Genomic DNA, 23,806 nt, shown 5'->3' on the forward strand with positions numbered 1-23,806 from the left:
CCACATCCACGTCGAATGGTAGACCCGATGACGTGCACGAGCAGCCCTTGATGGAAACAGATCATTTCGTGGCGGACGGATGTCGAGAATGGAGTGGTGGCTCCGTCCCAGGTATACGAGCGGCCAGGAGGTGCCGCGACGACGAAGGAGAAGCACCATGAAATATCTGCTGCTGAAGCACTACCGAGGCGGCCCGACTCCCGTCGGTGACCCGGTACCGATGGACCAGTGGACGCCGGATGAGGTCGACGCGCATATCAAGTTCATGCAGGATTTCGCAGACCGCCTGGAAGGATCTGGTGAGTATGTGGACGGACAGGCACTCGCGCCCGATGGTGCGTTCGTGCGGTCCGACGGCGAGGGGCGTCCACCGGTGACCGATGGTCCGTTCGCCGAGACCAAAGACCTCATCGCCGGCTGGATGATCATCGATGTTCCCTCCTGGGATCGCGCCGTGGAACTGGCCGGGGAACTGTCCGCGGCGCCCGGGGCCGGTGGCAAACCGATCCACGAGTGGCTCGAGGTCCGGCCGTTTCTGAGCCACCCGCCCACGGTGACCGAGTGAACGAATCCCTGCTGCGGGATCTGGTGCCCGCGGTGATCGGTGTCCTCGTCCGACGCGGGGCGGACTTCGCGTCGGCCGAGGATGCCGTGCAGGAAGCATTGATCCGGGCTCTGGAATCCTGGCCGGACGACCCGCCGCGCGACCCCAAGGCATGGCTGGTGGCCGTGGCGTGGCGCAGGTTTCTCGATGCTGCTCGCGCCGAGAGTTCGCGGCGGGGCCGGGAACTCGCCATCGAGATCGAGCCGGATCCCGGTCCGGCACCCGAAACGGACGAGACGCTGCAGCTGTACTTCCTGTGTGCGCACCCCTCGCTGTCGACGGCTGCGGCCGTCGCCCTGACGCTGCGAGCGGTCGGTGGGCTCACCACACGCCAGATCGCGTCGGCATACCTGGTGCCCGAAACGACCATGGCCCAACGGATCAGCAGGGCCAAGAAGCGGATCAGCGGTCTTCGGCTCGACCAGCACGGCGATCTCGGGACCGTCTTACGGGTGCTCTACCTCGTGTTCAACGAGGGCTACAGCGGCGACGTCGACCTTGCGACCGAAGCCATTCGCCTCACCCGACAGGTTGTTGCCCTGACCGACGAACCCGAGGTCACCGGGCTCCTTGCACTCATGCTGCTCCACCATGCTCGCCGCGTATCCCGGACCGGCCCCGGCGGCCGTCTGGTGCCTCTGACTGACCAGGACCGAAATCTTTGGGACACAACCATGATCACCGAGGGTGTCTGGATACTGCAGAAGACGCTCTCACGCGACCGACTCGGGGAATACCAGGCCCAGGCCGCGATCGCCGCGTTGCATGCCGATGCTCGAAGCACCGCCGAGACGGACTGGGTACAGATCGTCGAATGGTATGACGAACTGCTGCACATCAACGACAATCCGGTGGTCCGGCTCAACCGGGCCGTGGCGGTGGGGGAGTCCGATGGCCCCCAGGCCGGGTTTGCTGCACTCGCCGAGGTCGATCCAGGACTACCTCGCCACACTGCGGTATCGGCGTACCTGCACGAACGCGCAGGCGACCTCGAGGTTGCCGCGGAGTTGTATGCCGCGGCATCTCGTCACGCGACAAGCGCGCCGGAACGCGACCACCTGACCCGCGAGGCCGCGCGTGTTCGACAGTTGTTGCGAGCCTGATCAGTTCGGACACCGCCAGACGAGAAGCGGCCGACGTCCGATGACCTGCGCTCAGGTGGGGTTGGCCGGGCCGGAAAACGTCGGAATCGTGCCGAGTGCCCGCACCATGGTTGCCCGCGGGCCCAGAACCTCCCGCCATTGGTCGCCCTCGGTCAGCAGTGCGCCGATCGCAGCCACCTCGGCACCGGCCCTCTCCAGCAAGGTGATTGCTGCGTGGACCGAGGCGCCGGACGAGATGACGTCGTCGACGAATGCCACCCGGGCACCGTTGAGCTGACCGAGCCGCGCGGGGTCGAGAAGCAGGCGCTGGCGGCCGTCACTGGTGATCGACTTCAACGGTTCGCTGAGCGCTTCCCTCAGGTGGACCTTGTTCGATTTCTGAAGGATGAGGTAGTCGTCCAACCCGAGGGCACGGGTGACCTCGATCGCGACCGGAATCCCCAGTGTCGCAGCGGATGCAACCAGATCGACCTTGGCCTCGCGAAGCAGATCTGCCAGTTCACGGCCGGCCACCTCATTGAAGGCGACACCGTGATCGATCGTCATGAGCAGGGCGATGGTCAGCTCGTCGTTGATCTCGATGAGCGGCAGATCGACTGATTGACTACCGATCTGGGCGGGGTAGGACGTTGCGCTCATGCTGGATGACCCATTTCTGTCTGATTGATGGTTGTCGTCACCGGTTCGCCCCGACGTTCTGCGGGTCGAGGTCCGTTGTGTGCTCGATCGGCGCCCGTCGGCGTTCGAGGAAGCGTCGCAGTCCGACGTTGAGAAGGGGATGGACGGTCAGAAGCAAGATCGTGCTGACCATCATCGGGCTGGTCAGTACGCTCGAGGCCGCGTCCGGCAATTCGGCGACGAGATCTTCGGGCATGAACTGCAATCCGAGCGGAACGATGAAACACACCGCTCCGACAAGGATGTTCAGATCGTCCCACTCGACCGAGGCGAGTTGCTGGACTCCCGAGAACGCGATCACACCGAACAGGATGGTGGCCGCGGCGGACAGTGCGGGGCCGGGAAGGCCGGCGAGGAACATCGCGAACTTCGGGATACACGCCAGGACGATGCACAGGACGCCGGCTGCGGCGGTCACCATTCGGGACGCGATGCCGGTGATCCGCAGGACTCCGGCGTTCTCCGGATACGACGTGGTGCCGATACCACCGAACAGGCCACCGACGGCCGAACCGATGAACTCGGCGCTGAGGCCACGATTGGCGCGGTCGACGTCGATGGGCTTGCCACTCCATCGCCCGAGAAGTCCGTAGACACCCATGGATTCGGACGCTGCCTGCAAGAACCCGATCATCATCAGGAACACCCCGGCCCACGAGACAGAAAACCCGAAGGGCAGGAGCTCAGGGGCTCCGATGATCGACGACCCGGACACGTCGGGCACATCGGACACACCGGTGATCCAGGCGACCACCGTACCGACGGCGATACCCCAGACGACGGCGCCGCGTTTGATGATCGTCCCACCGCCGAGCGCCATACAGAGAATGACCGTGACGAGGCCGGCCAGCGCGACGAACACGCTCGGCCAGCCGTAGCTCGACGTACCCTGTTGACCGAACCAGCCGCCCACCCCGATCCCGGCCAGTTGTGCGCCGAGTACGAGGAACATGGTTCCGAACACAATCGGATTTGCCACGAATTTGGCTATGTGCCCGTAGATCCCGAGCCTCTTGAAGGGAATGGCCAACAACAATGAGAGCAGGCCGGCGACAAACATCGAGCCGAATGCGGTGTCCAGTCCGTCTGTCGCACCGATCGAGATGAGCGCGACCAAGATCGCGGCGGTGGGTCCTTGAACGATCGGGAGCTTCAGGATCCGCGACGACGACAGGGCCGTGACGAGTCCGGCCAGCAAGAAGCAACCCTGGATCACATACGCCACGTCCCGTTGCTCCAGCGCGAGCGCGGCACCCAGCGAAGCCGGGAACACCCACAGCCCGGTGAGCGCCAACAGGTGCTGCCCGCCGTAGAAGAACGCACGGTGCCACGGCACACGGTCGTCGAAACCAGCCTTGAACGGCACCTGCTCCATCGAACCCTCCAACGGGACGTTGATCAAACGATTTACCAATACGAAAGGGGAGGTTAGAGCGGTTCTGTTACGGCCTTGTTTCGCGCCTCGACGGGTGCCGTAAAGTGGCCTTCCGGACTGCAGGGGGTGTGAATGACGAGCGTTCGGCGATCACCCAAACGAGTCGGCATCCGTGAGGTCGCGGTGCATGTGGGCGTATCGGCGAGCACGGTGTCCCTGGCACTCAACGGCACCGGACGCATCAGCGAAGCGACGCGGACTCGCGTGAAGCAGGCCGCCGACGAACTCGGCTACCGGCCGGACCCGGGCGCAGCCAACCTACGATCGGGAAAGACCGGGCTGATCGCCGTGATCGATCGCGTCCCGCCGCAGAGCACCTGGCGGTGGGACGACCTCGAGTTCGTCGTCCGACTCGTCCATTCGGTCTGCAGTGCAGCCTGGGAGCACAACCGGTATCCGGTCCTGCTACCGAGCGACTCGATCGAATTACGTGTGGATGGAATGCCTTTCGACGGTGCGGTACTCATCGACCCCCTTCCGTCCGATCCGCTGCTCGCACGTCTCGACGACGGCGGGATCGCCGCGGTCACCATGGGACGCGATCTTGCGCACCCCGATCGCGGACGATGGGCCGACAACGACAAGACCGAGCAGTGCCGCCAGGTCGTCGAGTTGTTCACGCGAACGCGGTCGTATCGTCCGATGTTGTTATCCGCCAACACCGGTCAGTCCTACATGCATGACAATGCACAGGCGTTCCGGGCCCTGACAGCCGGTGCCGGACAGGTCCTGGAATTGCATCCGTCGACCACCTGGGACGAGTGTCATCGACTGGTGCGGCAGGCCTGCGAGGGGCCCGATCGGATTGATGCGCTGTACATCCTCGTCGAAGCGCTGGTGCAACCTGCGTTGCAGGCGATCAACGACGCAGGTCTGTCGATCCCGGCAGACATCCAGGTGGTCACCTCCAGCGACAGCAATGTCTCACGTACCGGTCCGATTCCGCTGACAACGTTCGACCTCGGCCCCGAACGACTGGGCCACGAATTGGTGGAGATGCTGGCCGCCGATCAACAGCCCGACGAGGCCGTAACACGCATTGTGCCTGCACAACTCGTCGAGCGAGCCTCCACCCGATGAAGACGCCGAGAGATTTGCCGAATACGTGCCTTGCCTAGGGCGACTCGGTGCGAACGAAAAGTCGCCCGGTGAGGTGCCGAAGCTCGGATCTGAGTATCTCGTCATCAAGATCCTTGACCAGCGGGTGAGCGAGGGCGCCGCCGATGGCCGCCGACAACATCGCCACGCGAACCCGCGACTCGGCATTTGTCTCGGCATCGTCATCGACCAATAGCCCGTACAAGCCCTCTATCAGGTGCCGAAACGGTTCATGTTCTGAGACGAATCGGGCCATCACGGGGTCTTGCTGGAGGATGGCCATCATGGCTCGGCGCTCGACAACGATATCGATCAGATCGTTGATCAGATACGTGCGCGCGAGTTCGCGACTCTCCTGACCCTGCGCGGCCTCGAGTCCGACTTCGAGCCGAGCCAGGCCGGTCTCGGCGACCGCGCGGACGATGTCGTCCCTGGACTTGAATTGGTGATAGACGGCCGCCTTGGTCACACCGATGGAATCGGCGATCATCTGCAATGACGTTCCGCCGACGCCCTGTTCGGCGAACAACGCCAGTGCAGCGGTGATGATCCGCGTCTGCGCCGCACTGCGCGGGATCGATCCGAGGTGCACCTCGGATGCGTGTTTCCTTGAAACCATCACGCCAGGATAGCCGATCGGCTACTTTCACTTTCAGCCGGAAGGTGACCCCCGTCACTGCGGAGGCTCTCGGCACATTGGTTGTCATCTGAGAATGAACGGAGCACACCCGAATGAATCTCGAAGAACGAATTGCTCATCACGGCCGGATGGCGGAGAGCTACAGCAACGCCTACCTTCGTCAGGGCGTGCAGGAAGGCGAAGAGTACACCGACGACGAGGGTCACGAGGCCTGGAAATTCGCACCCGAAGCGGTGTACACCTCACCGTATTTCACCGGGGATCAAGAGTTCCTGATGAGCGACTTTCCCTCGGACACAGCACAAGCCGCGACCATGGAGGCCAAGGCGTATTCGTTGACCTTCGCCGATTGGAAGCCGGCGAGCTTCAAGTACTGGCCGGCATCCGACGGGTTCGTGATGAAGACCAGGTGGCAGGGTCATACCGCCGACGGCACCGGAATGGGCTTCTATTCATACAGTTTCGTGAACACCAATGCCGATGGTGAGGTCACGCGATGGGAGACCCACGTCAACGATGAATACAGTCCATTCCTCCAGGTCGCGATCGGCGTGAGCGGTCCATTCCAGGGCACCTCGGACTACCTCGATGCCCTGCATCGCTGCCTCGACAAGGCAAACGTCACCATCTGAGCAGTGGCCAACGGCGTCGGCCGGTCGCCATGCCCCACTGTGGCGACCGGCCGGCGAATCCTCGACAACCCCGTTTCTGTTGTGGGACACCAGTTGTGATCCAGGTCCGACCATCCCTGCACGACAGGCCTATTTCGGATGCCGAAAAGACTGGACGCATCGCACGCCTCGGGCTGCCGATGTCCTTGAAAGAAGGAAGAGAATTGTGAAGCTACATCGTTTGCTCGTCGCTCTGATAGCGATGGTGGTGCTGCTTGCCGGCTGTGGTTCCCGAGGAGGTGATGGTGAGGATGGGGGAGACGAGGCGGGCTCGGCATCGTCGGAATCTGCCTCGAGTTCTTTCGGCGACCTGACCGATGTCTGCCAGTCGGGATCTGCGAAAGGTTCACCTACGCAGGGTGTTACCGACACCGAAATCCGGGTAGGGGTGTTCTCGGATGTGGGTTTCACCAAGAATGAAGAGTTTGTGAATGCGGCGAAGGTCTTCACCTCGTGGTGCAATGACCTCGGCGGTATCAATGGTCGCAAGATTGTCGCCAACACCCGCGACGCCAAGCTGATGGAATCCCGTCAGCAGATGATCGCGGCCTGCCGTGAGGACTTCGCCCTGGTCGGTGGCGGCAGTGGGTTGGACGGCCTGGGTGTCAAGGAACGCCTCGGTTGCACTTTGCCAGACTTCGTAGCGCAGTCGGTGCAACCGGCGGCGACCGGCTCTGACCTGCAGATCGCTGCTTCGCCGGCCACAACTGCCGGCTACGATCCGTTCTTCGCTTTCCGTAGCTGGCTGATGAACGAGGCATATCCGGAGTCGGTGAATGCAGTGGGGATCATCAACGGCGATTCGCCGCTGACGAAGTCGATCGGGCAACAGGCTGTCGAGTCCACCGAGGCCGCGGGCGGAACGTTTGTCTACAACGACCTGTATCCGGCGATGGGCATTTCGGACTGGACCCCTTACGCCCAGGCCATGAAGAACAAGGGCGTCAAGGGTCTGATCTTCTACGGTCAGTTCACGCAGTTGGCCAAGCTCGAGAGTGTCTTGACCGCCATGGAGTACAAGCTCGACTGGATCGACGCCAACAACAACGCGTACGGACAGCAGTTCATCGAACTGCTGGGTTCCTCGGCCGATTACCAGAACAACTACGTCGACCTCAGCGGGGTGAGCCCGTTCAACAGCACGGAACCGGCGATGAAGGAACTGCTCGCGCTCTACGCCAAATACGCTCCCGATGCGGAGCTCACGCTGCCGGCAATCCGGGCGATATCGTCCTGGTTGCTGTTCGCCAAGTCGGCGGCGAGTTGCGGTGACGAGCTGACCCGGACGTGTCTCTACAACGCCGGTAAGTCCGAGACTGCCTGGACGGGCGGCGGATTGACGGCGCCGCAGAATCTTGCCGAACCCACGCCGCCGTCCCCGTGTTTCAACGCACAAAAGGCGACATCGTCGGGTTGGGAGACCCCCGACTTCCAGCCTGACAACGGTCAATACCGATGCGATACTCCGCCGTACAAGTACACGCAGGACTATGGGGTGCCGATGACCCTTGCCGACGTCGGGAAGACCATGGCCGACGTGAAATAGGCTCCCCAAGAAGGGTATTCGGTGTCGATGCCAACTCGTCGACACCGAATACCTATTTCGCTTTGTCCTGGCAGGTCGGGCACAGTCCGTGCAGGGTCAGCCCCGCGGTGGCCGGCAGTACGAATTGGCTGCCGTCGCTGGCACGGGCAAGGGCCTCGGAGAGGTTCTCGGCGGGCACTTCGATCACGGCGTCGCATCGGGTACAGACCGCGTGGTGGTGGGGTTGTTCGGCCAGTCCGTAGGTGGTGACGCGGTCACCGACGGTGAGGGCGTGCAGGATCCCGACCTCGACCATGGTGGTGAGCGTGCGGTAGACCGTCGTCAGGTCGACGAGGTCGCCTTGGTCGGTGAGGCGCTCAACGATCTGCTGTGCGCTCAGATGCCCGACCGCGGGTTCGGCCGCAAGTATTCTCATCACGGCCACGCGGGGAGCAGTACACCGCAATCTGTGGTGTTGCAGGATCGCACGCGCCTGGGCGACCGCGACGTCGCTGGTCATATCGGCACCGGGCATACGTCCAGTGTCGCGCCGAATACCCGCATTGCCAACCATCCATGTCCAGGCAACCGACCGGCGGGTGCTCACCAGATGGTGCGGGAACAGTTCAGGCAAGGCGGTGCCGTTCGAGAAGGTCCGGGTCGCCGAGGATATCGGCAATGTCGCCATCGGCGACAATCCGACCGCCGTCGAGGATCAGGGCTCGTGTGCAGATCCGCTGTGCGTACGGCAGGTCATGGGTGACCATCACAATCGTGGTCGGCAGACGGGTCAGAACCTCGGCCAGCTCTCTGCGGGCGACGGGATCAAGGTTGGCCGCCGGCTCGTCGAGTACCAGAACATCGGGGTGACAGGCCAGCGTGGTGGCCAGGGCGGCGCGTCGGCGCTCGCCGACCGACAGATGCGCGGGCGACCGGTCGGCGCGGTCGGACATTCCCACCGCGGCGAGCGCTTCAGCGACACGATCATCGAGTTCGGCACCCCGGACCCCGAAGTTCGCGGGCCCGAAGGCGACGTCCTGGGCGACGGTCGGCATGAACAGCTGATCGTCGGGATCCTGGAAAACGAGCCCAACCCGTCGCCGGACCTCGCGCACGGTGTCCGGCCCCAGCCGGATGTCACCGATGTGAACCTCACCGGAATCCGCGGTCAGCACGCCGTTGAGCTGCAGCATGAGAGTCGATTTTCCGGCGCCGTTGGGACCGAGGACAGCGACCCGCTCACCCGCGGGCAGGTGGATGCTCACATCATGCAGCGCGCCGGTTCCGTCCGGATAGGCGAAACTGAGGTTCACCACCCGCACGGTCCCCGCCGCGACCGCCGACAACGCTGTCATTGCCACCACCAGGCGCAGACGCTGACAGCCACCGCAGCCGTGGTCGGGATCAGGGCCACCACCCAGGTCGACGCGGTCGCCGGGATCGCCCCGTAGTGGGGGACCGTTCCGCTGAATCCCCGCGAGAGCATGGCGAGGTGGACGCGTTCTCCGCGTTCATAGGAGCGTAGGAACAAGGCCCCGGCGCCACGCGCGGTGGCCCCGGCCTGGCGCAGGGTGCGCGGATCGTCGCCCCGCGAGATCCGAGCCATCCGCATCCGCATGGCCTCTGCGACAAGCAGATCCACGTACCGCAGCATCAGCACGACAATGGTGACGATGATTCCGGGTACCCGTAGCCGGGTCAGCCCGGCAGGCAGATCGCGGACGTCGGTGGTGGCAGCCAGGGTCAGCGAAACCCCGACACCGAGCGTCCCTTTGGCCACGATGCCCCATGCTGCATAGAGCCCCTGCGTCGACAGTGACACACCGAGAACCTCGGTTTGTGGTCCGCCGTCAGCGAAGGGGAGCAGCACGGCAAGGATCACGAAAGGCAGTTCGATCACCATCCGCGGCAGGATCCAGCGCAACGGGATATGCGCCCACCACCAGACTCCGAGGAGAATCGCGGCGTAACATCCGAACGGCCAGAACAACTCTCGCGGCGTGGCGACGACGGCGAACACCGCGATGACCGCGGCAACGATCTTCACCTCGGCGGCGGCGCGGTGCGCCGGTGAGTTGCCTGGGAGGTAGAGCGAGTTACCCGCGCTCACTGCTATGGTGCCTGGCTGCGAGTGTCGGAGGTGTCGGCAGGCGCAACGAATGCCGGGTGTGGTCTACCCACCCGGATCAGCCGGACAACCGCGACCAGAAGCGCGAAGACCGCAATCACGCCCACGATTCCCGCTGCACCGGTGAGTGTCTCGCTGCCGTTGATGGTGTAGTCGGCGAGGAAAGATTCGGAGCGATGGTGTTCACCGGCGCTCTGTGCAATGCAGTGACCGTCGAGTTGTTCGGTGCCGTCGACCTCGACCACGGTGCACCCCCGCTGCGTCGTTGCGTCGAGACCGTCGGGCTGTGAACTGGCGACGTAAGACAAGAGGCCGGCGACCAGAAATGCTGCCGCGGCGAAAACCAGCAAGAATCTGGTCATCTTTCGGCCGGTATGGGCCGAAGTACTTCGCGCGCTGTCTGTTCGGCGCACGGCGCGCAACAGATACACCAGATCCGGCCGCGCTTTGGCCACCGCCACAACGGTGATCGCGGTGATGATGCCCTCGCCGACCCCGATCAGGAGATGGGTGGCCAACATGTAACCGAACACCTCACCGACGGTGGAGCCCGACGCTCCGCCGATCGCGTATTCGAGCACGAAACCCATCGCCGCAGCGACGGTACCGACCAAGGCCGCAACGAATCCGATGCCGGCCATTCCCGCATCACCACGGGAAACCAATGGGGGAGCGAGCAGTCGCGCAAGGACATAACCGACAGCTACACCGATCAACGCCATATTCGTGATGTTGGTACCCAGTGCGGTGAGACCACCGTCAGCGAAAAGCAATGCCTGCACCACGAGCACGATTGCCACACACAGCGCCCCGACGTACGGCCCGACCAGGATCGCGGCCAACGCGCCACCGAGGAGGTGGCCGCTCACGCCCGGCAGGATGGGAAAGTTGACCATCTGAACCGCGAAGATGAAGGCGGCGACCAGCCCCGCCATCGGCGCGGTTCGCTCGTCGAGCTCTGATCGCGCCCGCCAGACCGCGAATACAAGACCACACACTGCAATCCCGGCAAAGAGCAGCGACGTCGGCGCATCGACTATGCCGTCGCTCATATGCATCGCAGTGGTGGTACTGCTCATTCACCGGACGCTACGCGTGATGCAAGTCACTGGCAAGACCGTCCGGGCCGCTTTCCAGTCCTACGACCGATTCGTCCCTTTCGGTGACCGTTTTGGCGACCACACGGGAGAGTGCTTGTCGCCCTTGTGAACTCACACGCAACATCGTCCATGAGTTCCTGGACCGAGATCATCCAGTCGACTTCGCCGCCATCATGATTCGTGCAATCAGCACGATGAGTATCGCGGTGACCGCAAAGCCGACGCGAGACGTCCAGAGCAGGGCGTCAGACACGACCACTGTTGAATCGGAATCGAACCCGAAGAACACCACCAGTCGATCACCCATTCCCCAGTGTTTGCTCTCGTACCCCTTGTACGGCGCGGTCCCGGGAGTGCGGTGGCTCGTCACATTTCCCGACCAATCCACCGCCTGCACGAGCGCCCAGAAGGACCCTGCGAGGGTGAACGCAGACAGGGCCCCAAGGAAATTCGCGGCGGGCGGTGTCGTTGTCTTTCCGGGTTTCCGCTTCACGCCGAGAGCCTAGCGGAAGCATATGGTCGCCCATCCATCCACGTCGGCGACTTCCAATCGAGAACCCGGCGAGACGAGTTGCTCCAGGGTCGATCAGGTATCAAGATGACGACACGGGGACATCTGGCGATGAGATCGGTTTACGCTGACGTCATGAAGCGGGCTTCTTCTGTCGTGACAGCAGCTGCTGCTTCGGCGGCAGCCGCTGTGGTCGTACGCGATCTCTTCCAGCGAAAGCACGCCTTGTTGCGCAGCTTTCCCCTCGTCGGACACGCCCGATACCTCATCGAAGCCATCGGGCCGGAGATGCGGCAGTACCTCGTCGCGGCGAACAACGAGGAGCGTCCATTCACCCGCGACCAGCGTCGATGGGTGTACGCCTCGTCGAAAAAGGAGAACAATTATTTCGGCTTCGGCACCGACAACGATATGGAGTACACCGCCGGCTATCCGGTGATCAAGCACCGCACCTTCGGTCGCGCCGTCCCGCCGTCGGCACCGGCTGCAGCGCACGAGATCGAGGTGCCCTGCGCAAAGGTGATCGGTGCGGCACGACACCGACGTGCCGCATTTCGCCCCGCGTCGGTTGTCAATATCTCGGCGATGAGCTTCGGGTCGCTCTCCGGCAACGCAGTGGAGTCCCTGAACCGGGGTGCTGCACTGGCCGGCTGCCTGCAGAATACCGGGGAAGGCGGCATCTCCCGTTATCACCGCCATGGCGGTGATCTGATCTTTCAGATCGGCACCGCCTATTTCGGCTGCCGCGACGACGACGGCCGCTTCGATCTGGACAAATTGAAGGACGTGGTCAGCGGCGCGCCGGTACGTGCGTTGGAGATCAAGCTCAGCCAGGGCGCCAAACCCAGTCTGGGTGGCGTACTCCCGGCCCCCAAGGTGACGGCCGAGATCGCGGCCGCGCGCGGCGTTACGCAGGGGCGTGACTGCATCAGTCCTTCCCGGCACGCGGAGTTCTCCGACACCGACAGCCTGCTCGACTGGGTCGAACTACTCGCCACCGAAACCGGACTGCCGGTGGGCATCAAGGCGGCAGTCGGTGATCTCGATTTCTGGTATCAACTCGCCGACTTGATGAATCAGACCGGGAGGGGAGTGGACTTCGTGACCATCGATGGCGGGGAGGGCGGAACGGGAGCTGCACCGTTGATCTTCACCGACAGTGTGTCGCTCCCGTTCCAGCTCGGCTTCGCCCAGGTGTACCGCATTTTCGCCGAACGTGGACTCCATGAGGACGTGACGTTCATCGGCGGCGGCAAGCTCGGTCTGCCCGACAACGCGATCGTCGGGTTCGCGCTCGGCTGCGACATGGTCAACATTGCCCGCGAAGCGATGCTCGCGATCGGATGCATCCAGGCCCAAAAGTGCCACACCGACACCTGTCCCACCGGTGTGGCCACCCAGAACAGCTGGTTGGCCCGCGGCTTGGTGCCGGAGGTCAAAGCCGAACGGGCAGCGAACTACATCAAAACGCTACGCCGCGATTTGGTCAAAGTCGCCGAGGCGTGTGGCGTCGAGCATCCCGGGCTCATCGACACGACGTCCGTCGACATCATCGAGGGCCGTACCGGTTCAACACCTTTGGACAAGGTCTACGGGTACACGCCGAATATGGGCGTTCCTTCCCTCGCGGACCGCGAGGAGATCATCCGGTTGATGACGTCGTCCTCTCAGGGCGGTTCGGCGCCGCCATCGCCGTCCGCCACGGGTTGAACACCAGGCCGTCGTAACAGGTTGCCGGATCGGCGGCGGCGGCGCGGCGGCGATGCTCGACGAGATGCCCGTGGCCGAGGTGAGCCTCAACGAGCTCAGTCGGCGGGTGGGCCTGGCCAAGTCGAACGTCCTACGGTATTTCGAGTCGCGCGAGACAGTCTTGCTCGAACACCAGTCAACCGATCACACTTCTTTCGCACGCATGTGCGAATATGGTTGGCGTGAACGCGCGCAGAAACAGCGGATTGACCACCGACGACCTGGAAACGATGTCCACGGCACTCGCCGCAGGTAAGCGGGTCACCGTCTACCTCCGTGATCCGATGCCGTCGCTCGACCTCGCCGCCGGAGCATCGGCGCGAGTGATCTCCGTCGACGGGTCAACGGTGATGGTCAGCCCGAAGGGCGTCAACGATCAGTTGCCGTTCGAGGCCGACGAACTGCAGAAGACCCGTACGCCCGCAACTTCCACGACCCCGGTGCGTCAGCGGCCGGTCAAGGCGTCGACGCCCGCACCCGCAAGCCCCCCGAAACCACCCAGAACCGTTGCACCGGAACCCAAGATGCAACCCGAACCTGTGAAGGCCAGACCAGTGGAACAGAAATCCGCCCCGCCGAAAGCGCCCCGACGCGCCAAGCCTGCCACCGCGGTCAGCGTCACCCTCACGTCGGTGGGCGAGAGCACGTGGACGGTGTTGGTGTCGCACGGCACCAAGAAAGGCAAGCCCACCGAGGTGACCTCGGACCGGGTGGCGCGAGCGATGCACATGCTCGGCGACGATGCCGCGATCACGGCAGTCGACACGATGATCGAATCGGCGCGCGCGGCGGCCCAGAAGAGAATCGACGAGCTCAGCCATGAACTCGAAGCGGCGCGAGCAGTGCTGGCCCACCTCGACGTGCAGGGCACAGACAGCTGACAGCTGACAGCGAATCCAGGCCGTGTTCTAGAAGGTTTCAAGCAGCTCCATGTCGATGCCATCGATCGCAAGTTGGGCGGCGGCGACGTCGGTGCAAGTCGGCCATCGCGGCGACAGTCTTCGATCGCAGTGTCGTCGCTGCGCTGGTGAAGGAATAGATGTAGTCAGTGGGGGAGTCACCGAGCCAACCAAAGGCGCCGTCGCGCTGAACCTTTCGACTTAGACCGCCGCGCTTCTCGCCCGTGCCACAACGGAGTCCAAGAACCGGCCCCTCCGCATTATCGTCACGGTGACGCTAATGGGTGGGTAAGTGTTTCAAGGGGAGCGCGGTAACAAGCGATGACCAATCGCCGATTGGCAGATCACATGACAACCTCAACGATAGGTGCGCGATGAAAAACAGCAGAAGGATCGCGACTGGAGCGTTCGCGCTTGCGCTCATGGCAGGAGCGGGTGCAGTTACTGCGGGACAAGCAAATGCCGCGCCCGCGGGTTGCTCAATCTACGACTACCGCCATGGGGTGTCTGCCAACTGTTCATCCGGGGCTCGTTACGTCGTGGAGCTCGACTGTTTTGGCCTCGGGCTCAATACCGGCGAGTCCGCGGGTGTGCGAATCTTTTACCACCGCAACAGTAGGCCGGCCGACCAGACAGGCTTCACGTCCGTCGATTGCGGTCAGGGGAGCTACATTGGGATCGGGCTCGTGACGGGCGCATGGATCCGATACCTGTAGGCGACACGACATTCTTTGCTCGTGATCGGACTCAAAATGGTTTCGTTTCGCCCTCATCTGCCAGGTGATACAGCGGGTTCTGCGCCGCGGCTTTTCGGGTCTCCGTTCCCGCGGCCGTCACGTACCGCTGAGACGTGGCCATCGACTCGTGACCGAGGAGCTTCATCAGTGTGTAGACGCTGACGTCAGATTTCGCGAGCTCCGTCGCATATGTGTGGCGGAGGCTGTGCAGCAAGGCGCCTGGAACCCGTTGCGCGTCCGGGCCGGCCAAGTTGAAAGCACGCCGCAATCGCGACTGCAAAGTGCCTCTGGTGATTCGTTCTCCATCGCGACCAACGAACAGGGGGAGGGATCGCTTCCAACCGGCAAGTGGGTCCGCCGCCGCCTTGCGCGCGACTGATCTGGCCGAGTCCGGAAATCGCACGCGCCGGCTTTCCAGATACTTCCTGATGACATCGAGCAGACCCGCCTCAATTGGTACCGCCCGTTCCATGTTTCCTTTTCCTTGGACGTGTAGCACGGCGCTCCCATCTGAGATTGTCCGAATATCCTTCACGTCCAGCAGCCTTAATTCCTCGGAGCGAAGACCAGCAAGTACCGCCGTCAAGATTATTGCCGTGTCTCGTTCGTTCCAATCAGTCTTTCGAGGCGAAACCTTCTGATTACCAACGTTTTTTACCAACGCCTCAACACTCGACGGCGGAAGTGCCTTCGGTAACGATTTCGCGAGTTTCGGTCGACCTATCAGCGGCATAGGATTCGCATTGATCAGCTCTGAAGTAAACAGAAACGTACACAGCACGTTCCAAGTGGACCAACATCGCCGGATCGACGCAGCCTCGTGATCAACGGCGTAGGTTGCGAATGCCACACGCATTCCCGATTTCTCTATGTCGCTGACCAACATCTCGGATGGAACCGGCACCAGGCGCGATGCGATCGCCAGAAAGTCTTGACGGTAGGCCTTAATCGTATGCGGCGATAGCTTGAGGGTTTGCCGGTCATCTATGAACTCCAAGAACCAGATTGGGTAGGCCGAATGGTGATCCGCGGAGGAGCTGTCGTCATCAATCGCGCCAAAGGCCATGGCAGAATCCTAGCATTTGATGGATAATGTTGATTATCCATCAAATTCCAGAGTGCAACGATCTGACCAGTATACATCCGGAACCAACCGCGCATGCCGACGTGTTGTCACGGCCATTTGGCCGATTCCTCCCATGGCCAGCCGCACCCAGAAGTATTGTCACAGTGACGTTTTGAGCAGATAAGGCGGCCACTCGGCACCTTCGCTCATTATCGGATCAAGGGCGCAGATACCATCACAAACAGCCTCTGTATTTTGACGCCTTCAATTATGCGTAGACATCACGCAAGGCGCGCCCAGGAACCCGGCCGACCCGTCGAACGTGAGCGAGAGCTCCGGTGGCAGAAATACTGATAGCCGAATTGCTCGCACGTTTGTCGACGTGGAATCTGCGCGACGTCGGACAACGCCCAGGCCTTTCTTGAAGTACTGCGAGCCGACTTTGGATCCAGCAGGTCTCAGCCGGGTTTACCTCCGATCACCCCTCCTGATCTCACGATCCTTGCGCGCCGATAAGAAACATTATGTCAAGTAGTAGGTTGGTTATTCGCGTGACGCGCGAATAACTCGACACCGTGTAAACGAGATCGGCGGCGGGACACAAGCATCCGCTGCCACGGCGCACATCTCGTTCTGGCTACCGGCAGATGCGATCGCAGGTGGCCTGCTCGAATTGCGACGTAACCCATTTGCAATCGACGTCTATGAAGGCGCCGACCGCCGAACCGCGACGACCAACCGAACACTGGTGCAAACCATTTCCGTGACTTGACCAGGCAACCGTCAGACCCGCTACCGCTACCGGGATTGATCCAATAGACGGCGGTACAGATGCGTTAGTCGCTCACGAGATGACGGACTGGCTACCAACTCATCGAGAAAGATATCCGTTCGTGGGGTTCAACGACGGGGCCGACGAACTGAAACCGAGATGCGGGCAGCTCATCGTGCTCGACGAGGTCACTCACTTCCAGGGACATGTCGTGGTCATCGCTCGCGACGCGCACGACAATGCCTGTACGGTCGTCGAACACCAGCTCGGTCACTGTCCCAACTGGAGTGGCGGTCATAACCGACCACGAAAGGCGGCCGCCAACATTGACTTCCTGCGGACACTTGATCGCCCGCAGTCCCCGACCGCGTTCCACCAGCACCGATCGCGGACCAAACAAGCTCCGCGGACCGAAAACGCGGCCGATTACTATTGAGCCGGTTGTCCGTTGGTACACCATCTGACCACCGACCATCCGTGCGACGGGCACCTCTTCATCGGGTGTCGATGAAGCGAATACGACCTCGCCGGGACGCTCGATCCACCACTTGCCACCGCGGCCGTGCCAAAACAAGAACACATCGTCGACGCGGCCTGTGTCCGTCGGACCAGCCGCCCGCATCGACCCCGACATATTAAGTTCTGTAGCAGCGGCGTTACGCGCTCTCAGTCCATCCCAGGTTGCTCCAGCCATTGCAAAAACCTACACCCGAGTGGCGACACGCCCAGCGGATCAGTCGTGGGTGCTCCAGGCTGGAGCTCGTTCGAGATGAGGTGGAGTACAGACCCACTCGCAGCCGATCCTGGATCGCCCGATTCGATCCCCAACGCGCGAGTAATTTCGCGCACCGATCCGCCAACTAGCTCTACCCAATCAAAGTGCACCTCTTAGCTGTGCACGGGCTGCCGAATCAACGGCGTTTGCCGAACGCAATCGCTCGCGTTCGGCAATGGATCACCTTGCAAGCCCACACAAACAAAACAGCCGCCGACTGGGCTCGCACTAAGTGGTGAATAAATCAAAGCGTGATAACAGCCTTATCCAGTGGGATCAGTATCCTTGCATCGGATGCACCGCTCAGATCCAGGTGATCAAACCTGCTGTGTTTGTTGCTGACACGGTTGCGGTGTCGCCCGATGCTGCGGTTCGCGCGCTGCGGACAATGGTCGGCCGACGCACCAATCCTCCGGAAACTTTCGAGCACATACTCGAAGCACTGAAACGGCGATACGGACCTCAGCCGAGGGATCGATGCAGCGGCGCTGGCTGGACTCCTCGTCTACAGCCGCCAGATTATGAACATCCACGCTGCACGATCTTCGAACGAAAGCTCGGAGATGTTTCAGAAACTTTACGGAATAGACTGCAGTACATGCGATTACGATTCGATTGCGTCGATAGTGGACGTTCATTCAAGTCCGCTTAACGGACCATGTGTGGAGCCACAACAGGCCGGCCCCAATCAGCGGAACCACCCACACGACGAGTATCCAAGTCAACCGCGGTCGTGATGCGGGATCCGGCGCGTTGAGGATGCTGTATGTAGCTACCATTGAGGCTGCAACCGAAGCCGAAAGTGCCAGAAAACCAACAAGAATGAATGCCACGGAGGCTGCTGAAGGACCTCCGCAAATACCTGCGTGGGTGCACTCTGACAGGCCAGACTCTGCCAACACGTCTCCCATCCGGTCACCGTACAGGCCGTCGTTGGCCCGGCCGGCCGTCTGCAACCAATAACTCGCCGAACTTCCGGCGGCGCTACCGCTTCGCCGTGCCGGTACCGCAGTGCCTATCCCCGACCAGACAAGATCAACGACGTCTTGACTTCGCCCCGCGCGGGTGCTCTGCGTCTGCCATCATCACTCGATGCTGTTCACCCGGATAGTGTCCGTTGTCGTCGCCGCTCTCGTGGTCCTGACAGCATGCTCAGATGACGCTCGGCCAGCCCCGACGCCGATTCTCGTGGCCTTCGACGACGGGTGGGGTCAGGTCTTTGTGGTCGGTGCGGACGGCGGTGGCCTGCGCCAGGTCACCCCGACCCTGAGCGATGACACGTCCGACATGAGATATGCGAACTTCCCCGCGCTGTCTCCCTCCGGCGAACAACTCGCGTACACCCGGGGCGGCACGCTCATCGAACTGGTCGACCTCGAGTCAGGCGAGTCGAAGACGATTCGCGACGGCGGCTATCAGCCGGTCTTCTCGCCGGACGGTTCCATCATCGCTTTCGTGAGCAACGGCTCCATTCTCATCATGAACAGCGACGGTTCCGATGTGCGTGTCATCGCGCAGAACCAAGCGGCCTCCGAACCGACGTTTTCTCCGGACGGCTCCCGCGTGATCTTCAATGTCTCCGGGTACCTCGTCGAGGCACCCACCGCAGGCGGAGAATCGAAGGTCCTCTTGCGTGACCAGTTCTGGAACGCAGATCCCGCCTACTCCCCCGACGGATCGACCCTCGTCTTCTCCAGCAACCGCGGCGGGAACAATGGATCGGAGACCTATTCGATGCCTGCCGCAGGTGGTGAGATCACCCGGCTCACTGACACATACGCAGTACATCCCGCATTCACGCCTGACGGATCGCGCATCGTCTACACCAGGGCAACCACGGAATCCGGTGAGCTTGTCACCGACACCGCCACTTCGAGCCGCGCCGAGCTCGCTTCGATGAACCCCGACGGGTCCGATCAGAAGCGGCTGACGCCGCAATCCATCACGGCTCAGCGGCCAAGTGTCGCGGGCGGACAGTGAAAGAGACCTGAGGTCTGGTATTGCCGACGATCCGCGCAGATAGGCATCCAGTGCGGGCCACGGACACCACCGCGATCATCAGATGGTCGGTGGCGGCACGGACGTCACCGCCACCTGGCTGCATCGGTGCAATTCACAGTCGCGGGTCCACGGGCTCCGACTCCATCGCGAGGACACCGAACACGCACTGGTGGATGCGCCACACCGGCTCGCCTGCAACGGCTCGGCGGATGGCCTCGAGGCCGAGTGCGTACTCCCGCAATGCCATCGACCGCTTCTGTCCGAGATTGCGCTGCTTGAGTCGGGCCAGTGTCGACGGGTTGGTGTAGTCGGCGCCGTAGATGATTCGCAGGTATTCGCGGCCGCGAACCTTCAGACCCGGTTGCACCAAGCCCTTCGGGCCTCGGACGAGATTGTCGAACGGCTTGACGACCATGCCTTCGCCGCCGCCCGCGGTGAGGTCCTCCCACCACGCCGTGCCTGCGGTACACGACGATTCGTCGGTGGTCTCGACGACAAGGCGGCGGGTGGGTCGGAACAGTTCCGGGTCGGCGGTGACCAGGCGATCAGCGATGCCGAGATGCCAGTGGTGATCACGGGTCTCGTACACGGCTGTGTCCCCCGCGAGGATCTGAAAGGGTGCCACCTCGATCCCCAACTGGTTGTCAATCGGTTGCACATAGTGGCGGTACGAATCGACGAAGAGCTCGGCGTTGGCGGCTCGCGTTTGCGTCCTGCGGAGTAGATCGGCGACGTCAGCCCCTCGCGCTGCGGCGGCCGACAGCACGTCGATCGTCGCCGGCAGCGCGGTCGTCGCGGCGGCGCCCACCTTGGCGTATTGACTGCGCACCATCGACTCGGCCTTCGCAGTCCACGGCAGTATCTCCGTATCCAGGAGTAGCCAAGTCGCGTCGAGGTCTGCCCAGACTCCTGCCGTGGCGATGGCGTCGGCGATTCGCGACAGAACCGCCGCCTGCTGGTCGTCGGAGAAGAACGCGCGTCCGGTGCGGGAATAGATGACGCCGGATCCGTCGCGCGTCACGCGCACGATGGCGCGGGATCCCATGTGCTTCTCTTCGCAGATCACCCGGTCGATGGATCGTTTCGCGTAATGAGCGAACGCCTCGTCGGGGTGCTCGAGCAGGCCCTCACGCGACGAGCTGTCGACGGGTGACATGGTCGGTGGCAGGTAGAGCAGCTCGGCCGGCGGGATGGCGAATCTGCTCATCACTTCCAGCGCACCGGCCGCGTTCTCCTCCCGCAACGAAACCCGTCCCATGTGTTCGGTGTCGATGACGCGGTGCCCGAGGACGTCGGTCAGCGTCAACACCTCGGGGTCGCGCGGCGGCGGGGCCAACGGCCGGACGGGTTCGTAGTACGTCGCCCGTGCCGGCACCGACACCACCTCGCGCTCGGGGTATCGAAGCGCGGTCAGGCTGCCGCCGAAGACGCACCCGGTGTCCAGGCACATGGTGTTGTTGACCCACTCGGTCTCGGGCACCGGGGTGTGCCCGTACAAGACTGTTGCTGAGCCCCGATAATCATCGGCCCACGGGTACCGGACCGGCAACCCGAACTCGTCGGTCTCGCCACTGGTGTCCCCGTACAGAGCGAACGCCCGGACCCGGCCTGATGCCCGCCCCTGGTACTTCTCCTTCAAGCCTGCGTGCGCGACAACGAGGTTGCCTTCGTCGAGTACGCAGTGGGCGACAAGGCCGTCGCAGAACTGACGCACCTCGGCGACGAACGAATCGTCCTCGGCTGCCAGCTGATCCAGTGTCTCCTGCAGACCGTGGGAGGGTTTGACATCCTTACGGCCCAGCGCACGAACAAGTTTCGCCTCGTGGTTGCCCGACACACACAGTGCATTGCCGCTCGCAACCATCCCCATGACCAGGCGGAGCACCCCTGGGGAGTCCGGACCACGATCAACCAGGTCGCCGACGAACACAGCCTGGCGGTCATCCGGATGCGCGGCATCTACGCAACGCCCTGCATCGTCCCGGCTGATCACATATCCCAGGCGTTCGAGCAACATCTCGAGCTCCTCGCGGCAACCGTGCACGTCGCCGATCACGTCGAATGGACCGTGCTCGTGCCGGCGGTCGTTGAACAGGCGGGTCCGCACGATCGACGCCTCGGTGATGGCCTCCACCGAGTCCAAGACATGGATCGTGCGGAAACCCTCGCGTTTGAGACTGCGCAGCGAACGGTGCAACTGGTCGTGTTGGCGTTTGACCACATGGGCGCCGAAGTCCCGGTCCGGCCGAGAAGCATTGCGCTCCAACGCCAGTGCGACCGGAAGATCCAGGACAATCGCCACCGGGAGCACATCGTGGTCCTTGGCCAGGGCGAGCAGCGACTTGCGCGACGACGCCTGCACGTTGGTCGCGTCGATCACCGTCAGCCGACCACGATCGAGTCGCTTGCCGGCGATGTACTCCAGCAGGGCGAAGGCGTCCGTCGTCGCAGCCTGATCGTTCGGGTCATCGGAGATCATGGTCCGGCAGTCATCGCTGGATACGACCTCGGTCGGAAGGAAGTGGGTCGCGGCGAAGGTCGACTTTCCGGAACCGCTTGTCCCGACAAGGATGACCAAAGACAGTTCGGGAATGCTCAGCTCGCTCATGCGCTTTCCCCTCTCGTTGTCCGCTGGGCGAACACTGCCATTTGCGTCGGCGACCCGACCTCGTCGTCACGATCGCCCACCGACTCCAGCTCGACGTCGTAGCCGTAGGTCTGGCCCACCGAGCCGGCCCAGTTCGCGAACTCCCCACGCGACCACTCGAAACGGTGGTCGGGGTGACGGAACCGGCCGGCGGGCAGCGACGGGTACCTGACGTTGTACTCGCTGTTGGGTGTGGTGACCACGACGTGGCGGGGCCGCATGGTCCCGAACACATTGGCCACGACCGCCGGTAGTCGTGCTGGGTCGATGTGTTCGATGACCTCCATGAGGATTGCGAGATCGAGACCTTGGAGCCGATCGTCCTCGTACTGCAACGACGACAGCAGCAACGTCAGGCGTTCGGATTGACGCTCGGTCATCCGGTCGACGTGCAGCCGCTTGGCAGCTTTGGACAGCGACGAGTCGGAAACTTCCGTGCCGACAACCCTTGCCACACCCTGCAGTTCGAGCAACGACCCGAGCAGGGCGCCGGGCCCACATCCGAGGTCGACGATCGATGCCGGCCGGAGCCCTCGTACGACGTCCAGCACCGCGTCGTGGCGCAACCGGACCAGCGGGCGCGATGCATCGGGTTCGGCATCGTCCGCAGCGTCCTCGATCGGGCGGTCGTCCAGCTCGACGAGCCGTTGGGTAGCAGCGTCTTTCAATCCACGCTGGTGGGCCAGGTAGCGGTGAGTGATCAGCTCCCGGTCCGGATGAGTCGCCAACCATCCCGATCCGGCCCTGACCAGCTTCTCCACCTCGTCGTCGCCGACCCAATAGTGCTTGGCGTCGTCGAGCACCGGCAGCAGGACGTACAGGTGACTCAGTGCATCGGTCAAGCGCATCGACCCCTTGAGGGTCAGGGACACCAGCAGTGCATTACCCCACTCAGGTTTGGTGGTATCCAACACAATCGGCGACGCGGTGACGTCCCATCCCATCGGCTCGAACAGACCCCGCACCAGCGCGGGATCGCCCGGGACCGCGGGGAGAGTGATCGTCAGATCCAACGCCGAACCCACCAGGTCTCCCCTATTCGCGCATCGCCCGTTCAGTGCCGACCGGAACACTTTCCCCATCGCCACCGACAGCAACGACGACGCGACGTACGGCCGGTCATTCACGTACTGGCCCAGCGCGAACCCGTCATTCGCACCAGATCGTCCCCGCACCAACGCAACCGGATCGACCTCGAGCACCATCGCGACCGTGCAACGGTCATCGCTGACCTCAGGGTAGAAGACGTGCGCCGTCCCGCCGTACACGTCGAACGGCTGAACCCTCTCCGGATGCTTGTGCAACAGGTAGCCGAAATTGCTCGGGACCTCGAGAGTCGGTGAACGTTCGGCGGAGATGGTCAACAACATCAGGACAGTCTGACGTACATCCGGTTTGCGTCCAGTCAATTACTTCGACCTGTAGGGTTCCAGGCACTTCTGCACCTCGTTGTTTGCTGCGTGGTGCAAGGCACAAGGGGTTTTAGTGAAATCTATGGACCGGGCTGGATCGAGTGAGCCTGTCCTGCTGCTGCACGCTCACTGAAGCCGTCACCGCGCGTTCCTCAAATCGGCGAGGCTCGACTACGGCAGCATGGTCGGCGGATTGGCGACTGGCTTAGCGAGACGACCTCGCAGTACGGTGTGCGCATGAGTGATGGTGTGAAG

21 protein-coding genes and 2 pseudogenes are annotated in these 23,806 nt (G+C 62.7%); 10 read left to right on the forward strand and 13 right to left on the reverse strand.

What is annotated here, in order from left to right:
• Positions 1–157 precede the first annotated feature (157 nt).
• Both AC51GR_RS15800 and AC51GR_RS15805 read left to right on the forward strand, forming a co-directional pair.
• Entirely contained in the window at positions 158–565 is a 408-nt protein-coding gene (locus AC51GR_RS15800; protein WP_496325583.1) for a YciI family protein, read from the forward strand.
• Complete coding sequence (locus AC51GR_RS15805) at positions 562–1,707, forward strand: RNA polymerase sigma factor (protein ID WP_496325584.1); 1,146 nt, start codon at positions 562–564, stop codon at positions 1,705–1,707. The genes AC51GR_RS15800 and AC51GR_RS15805 overlap by 4 nt, the downstream gene beginning before the upstream one ends.
• A 51-nt stretch (positions 1,708–1,758) precedes the next feature.
• Here the strand turns inward: AC51GR_RS15805 and AC51GR_RS15810 are convergent, their stop codons facing one another.
• Complete coding sequence (locus AC51GR_RS15810) at positions 1,759–2,346, reverse strand: phosphoribosyltransferase family protein (protein ID WP_496325585.1); 588 nt, start codon at positions 2,344–2,346, stop codon at positions 1,759–1,761.
• A gap of 37 nt (positions 2,347–2,383) precedes the next feature.
• On the reverse strand, positions 2,384–3,799 hold the full coding sequence (locus AC51GR_RS15815; protein ID WP_496325586.1) for a uracil-xanthine permease family protein: 1,416 nt from the start codon (positions 3,797–3,799) through the stop codon (positions 2,384–2,386).
• A gap of 93 nt (positions 3,800–3,892) precedes the next feature.
• On the opposite strand from AC51GR_RS15815, the gene AC51GR_RS15820 reads away from it, so the two are divergent.
• Positions 3,893–4,900, forward strand: a complete 1,008-nt coding sequence (locus AC51GR_RS15820; RefSeq protein WP_496325587.1) for a LacI family DNA-binding transcriptional regulator — start codon at positions 3,893–3,895, stop codon at positions 4,898–4,900.
• 34 nt (positions 4,901–4,934) lie between these two features.
• Here the strand turns inward: AC51GR_RS15820 and AC51GR_RS15825 are convergent, their stop codons facing one another.
• On the reverse strand, positions 4,935–5,537 hold the full coding sequence (locus AC51GR_RS15825; protein ID WP_496325588.1) for a TetR/AcrR family transcriptional regulator: 603 nt from the start codon (positions 5,535–5,537) through the stop codon (positions 4,935–4,937).
• 113 nt (positions 5,538–5,650) lie between these two features.
• Here AC51GR_RS15825 and AC51GR_RS15830 point away from each other — a divergent pair, with 113 nt between their 5' ends.
• A complete protein-coding gene (locus tag AC51GR_RS15830; RefSeq protein WP_496325589.1) occupies positions 5,651–6,190 on the forward strand; it encodes a hypothetical protein in 540 nt (179 codons plus the stop codon).
• 241 nt (positions 6,191–6,431) lie between these two features.
• Positions 6,432–7,775, forward strand: a complete 1,344-nt coding sequence (locus tag AC51GR_RS15835; RefSeq protein WP_496325879.1) for an ABC transporter substrate-binding protein — start codon at positions 6,432–6,434, stop codon at positions 7,773–7,775.
• 52 nt (positions 7,776–7,827) lie between these two features.
• On the opposite strand, the gene AC51GR_RS15840 is transcribed toward AC51GR_RS15835, so the two are convergent.
• The 6 genes and pseudogenes from AC51GR_RS15840 to AC51GR_RS15865 form a co-directional block, all read right to left on the reverse strand.
• Positions 7,828–8,289, reverse strand: coding sequence for a Fur family transcriptional regulator (locus AC51GR_RS15840; protein ID WP_496325590.1), 462 nt, complete (start codon positions 8,287–8,289; stop codon positions 7,828–7,830).
• Between the two features lie 91 nt (positions 8,290–8,380).
• Positions 8,381–9,109: an energy-coupling factor ABC transporter ATP-binding protein gene (locus tag AC51GR_RS15845; RefSeq protein WP_496325591.1), complete on the reverse strand. Its 729-nt coding sequence runs from the start codon at positions 9,107–9,109 to the stop codon at positions 8,381–8,383.
• Positions 9,106–9,864, reverse strand: a complete 759-nt coding sequence (gene cbiQ, locus AC51GR_RS15850) for a cobalt ECF transporter T component CbiQ (protein ID WP_496325592.1) — start codon at positions 9,862–9,864, stop codon at positions 9,106–9,108. Before cbiQ ends, AC51GR_RS15845 begins: the two co-directional genes overlap by 4 nt.
• 2 nt (positions 9,865–9,866) lie before the next feature.
• Complete coding sequence (locus tag AC51GR_RS15855) at positions 9,867–10,244, reverse strand: PDGLE domain-containing protein (RefSeq protein WP_496325880.1); 378 nt, start codon at positions 10,242–10,244, stop codon at positions 9,867–9,869.
• Between the two features lie 30 nt (positions 10,245–10,274).
• Positions 10,275–10,961, reverse strand: a pseudogene (locus tag AC51GR_RS15860) (energy-coupling factor ABC transporter permease); the annotation flags it as partial.
• 169 nt (positions 10,962–11,130) lie between these two features.
• Positions 11,131–11,475: a hypothetical protein gene (locus AC51GR_RS15865; RefSeq protein WP_496325593.1), complete on the reverse strand. Its 345-nt coding sequence runs from the start codon at positions 11,473–11,475 to the stop codon at positions 11,131–11,133.
• Positions 11,476–11,628: 153 nt separating this feature from the next.
• Between AC51GR_RS15865 and AC51GR_RS15870 the strand changes: the two genes are divergently transcribed.
• The 3 genes and pseudogenes from AC51GR_RS15870 to AC51GR_RS15880 all read left to right on the forward strand — a co-directional run bounded on the left by AC51GR_RS15870 (position 11,629) and on the right by AC51GR_RS15880 (position 14,123).
• On the forward strand, positions 11,629–13,203 hold the full coding sequence (locus tag AC51GR_RS15870) for an FMN-binding glutamate synthase family protein (protein ID WP_496325594.1): 1,575 nt from the start codon (positions 11,629–11,631) through the stop codon (positions 13,201–13,203).
• A gap of 52 nt (positions 13,204–13,255) precedes the next feature.
• Positions 13,256–13,372 (forward strand): annotated as a pseudogene (locus tag AC51GR_RS15875) (TetR/AcrR family transcriptional regulator); the annotation flags it as partial.
• A gap of 43 nt (positions 13,373–13,415) precedes the next feature.
• Positions 13,416–14,123 carry a DUF6319 family protein gene (locus AC51GR_RS15880; protein WP_496325595.1) on the forward strand — a complete coding sequence of 236 codons (708 nt, stop codon included), beginning with the start codon at positions 13,416–13,418 and terminating at the stop codon, positions 14,121–14,123.
• Positions 14,124–14,888: 765 nt separating this feature from the next.
• On the opposite strand, the gene AC51GR_RS15885 is transcribed toward AC51GR_RS15880, so the two are convergent.
• Entirely contained in the window at positions 14,889–15,944 is a 1,056-nt protein-coding gene (locus tag AC51GR_RS15885) for a tyrosine-type recombinase/integrase (protein ID WP_496325596.1), read from the reverse strand.
• 863 nt (positions 15,945–16,807) lie between these two features.
• Positions 16,808–17,410, reverse strand: coding sequence for a hypothetical protein (locus AC51GR_RS15890; RefSeq protein ID WP_496325597.1), 603 nt, complete (start codon positions 17,408–17,410; stop codon positions 16,808–16,810).
• A gap of 409 nt (positions 17,411–17,819) precedes the next feature.
• Between AC51GR_RS15890 and AC51GR_RS15895 the strand changes: the two genes are divergently transcribed.
• Together AC51GR_RS15895 and AC51GR_RS15900 are read left to right on the forward strand one after the other, a co-directional pair.
• Entirely contained in the window at positions 17,820–18,143 is a 324-nt protein-coding gene (locus AC51GR_RS15895) for a VapC50 family PIN domain-containing toxin (protein ID WP_496325881.1), read from the forward strand.
• A 536-nt stretch (positions 18,144–18,679) separates the two neighbouring features.
• A complete protein-coding gene (locus tag AC51GR_RS15900; RefSeq protein WP_496325598.1) occupies positions 18,680–19,471 on the forward strand; it encodes a TolB family protein in 792 nt (263 codons plus the stop codon).
• A 133-nt stretch (positions 19,472–19,604) separates the two neighbouring features.
• Here AC51GR_RS15900 and AC51GR_RS15905 read toward each other — a convergent pair whose 3' ends face one another.
• Together AC51GR_RS15905 and AC51GR_RS15910 are read right to left on the reverse strand one after the other, a co-directional pair.
• On the reverse strand, positions 19,605–22,100 hold the full coding sequence (locus AC51GR_RS15905) for a polynucleotide kinase-phosphatase (RefSeq protein WP_496325599.1): 2,496 nt from the start codon (positions 22,098–22,100) through the stop codon (positions 19,605–19,607).
• Complete coding sequence (locus AC51GR_RS15910) at positions 22,097–23,509, reverse strand: 3' terminal RNA ribose 2'-O-methyltransferase Hen1 (protein ID WP_496325600.1); 1,413 nt, start codon at positions 23,507–23,509, stop codon at positions 22,097–22,099. Before AC51GR_RS15910 ends, AC51GR_RS15905 begins: the two co-directional genes overlap by 4 nt.
• Between the last annotated feature and the right edge of the window lie 297 nt (positions 23,510–23,806).

The organism is Williamsia sp. z71, from assembly GCF_059553375.1.

Bases quoted from the DNA above. Each gene is read 5' to 3' on its own strand.
- AC51GR_RS15800 (WP_496325583.1), top strand. From the start codon at position 158: ATGAAATATCTGCTGCTGAAGCACTACCGAGGCGGCCCGACTCCCGTC.
- AC51GR_RS15810 (WP_496325585.1), bottom strand. From the start codon at position 2,346: ATGAGCGCAACGTCCTACCCCGCCCAGATCGGTAGTCAATCAGTCGAT.
- AC51GR_RS15820 (WP_496325587.1), top strand. From the start codon at position 3,893: ATGACGAGCGTTCGGCGATCACCCAAACGAGTCGGCATCCGTGAGGTC.
- AC51GR_RS15825 (WP_496325588.1), bottom strand. From the start codon at position 5,537: ATGGTTTCAAGGAAACACGCATCCGAGGTGCACCTCGGATCGATCCCG.
- AC51GR_RS15830 (WP_496325589.1), top strand. From the start codon at position 5,651: ATGAATCTCGAAGAACGAATTGCTCATCACGGCCGGATGGCGGAGAGC.
- AC51GR_RS15835 (WP_496325879.1), top strand. From the start codon at position 6,432: ATGGTGGTGCTGCTTGCCGGCTGTGGTTCCCGAGGAGGTGATGGTGAG.
- AC51GR_RS15840 (WP_496325590.1), bottom strand. From the start codon at position 8,289: ATGCCCGGTGCCGATATGACCAGCGACGTCGCGGTCGCCCAGGCGCGT.
- AC51GR_RS15845 (WP_496325591.1), bottom strand. From the start codon at position 9,109: ATGACAGCGTTGTCGGCGGTCGCGGCGGGGACCGTGCGGGTGGTGAAC.
- AC51GR_RS15855 (WP_496325880.1), bottom strand. From the start codon at position 10,244: ATGACCAGATTCTTGCTGGTTTTCGCCGCGGCAGCATTTCTGGTCGCC.
- AC51GR_RS15870 (WP_496325594.1), top strand. From the start codon at position 11,629: ATGAAGCGGGCTTCTTCTGTCGTGACAGCAGCTGCTGCTTCGGCGGCA.
- AC51GR_RS15880 (WP_496325595.1), top strand. From the start codon at position 13,416: ATGGTTGGCGTGAACGCGCGCAGAAACAGCGGATTGACCACCGACGAC.
- AC51GR_RS15885 (WP_496325596.1), bottom strand. From the start codon at position 15,944: ATGGCCTTTGGCGCGATTGATGACGACAGCTCCTCCGCGGATCACCAT.
- AC51GR_RS15890 (WP_496325597.1), bottom strand. From the start codon at position 17,410: ATGGCTGGAGCAACCTGGGATGGACTGAGAGCGCGTAACGCCGCTGCT.
- AC51GR_RS15905 (WP_496325599.1), bottom strand. From the start codon at position 22,100: ATGAGCGAGCTGAGCATTCCCGAACTGTCTTTGGTCATCCTTGTCGGG.
- AC51GR_RS15910 (WP_496325600.1), bottom strand. From the start codon at position 23,509: ATGTTGTTGACCATCTCCGCCGAACGTTCACCGACTCTCGAGGTCCCG.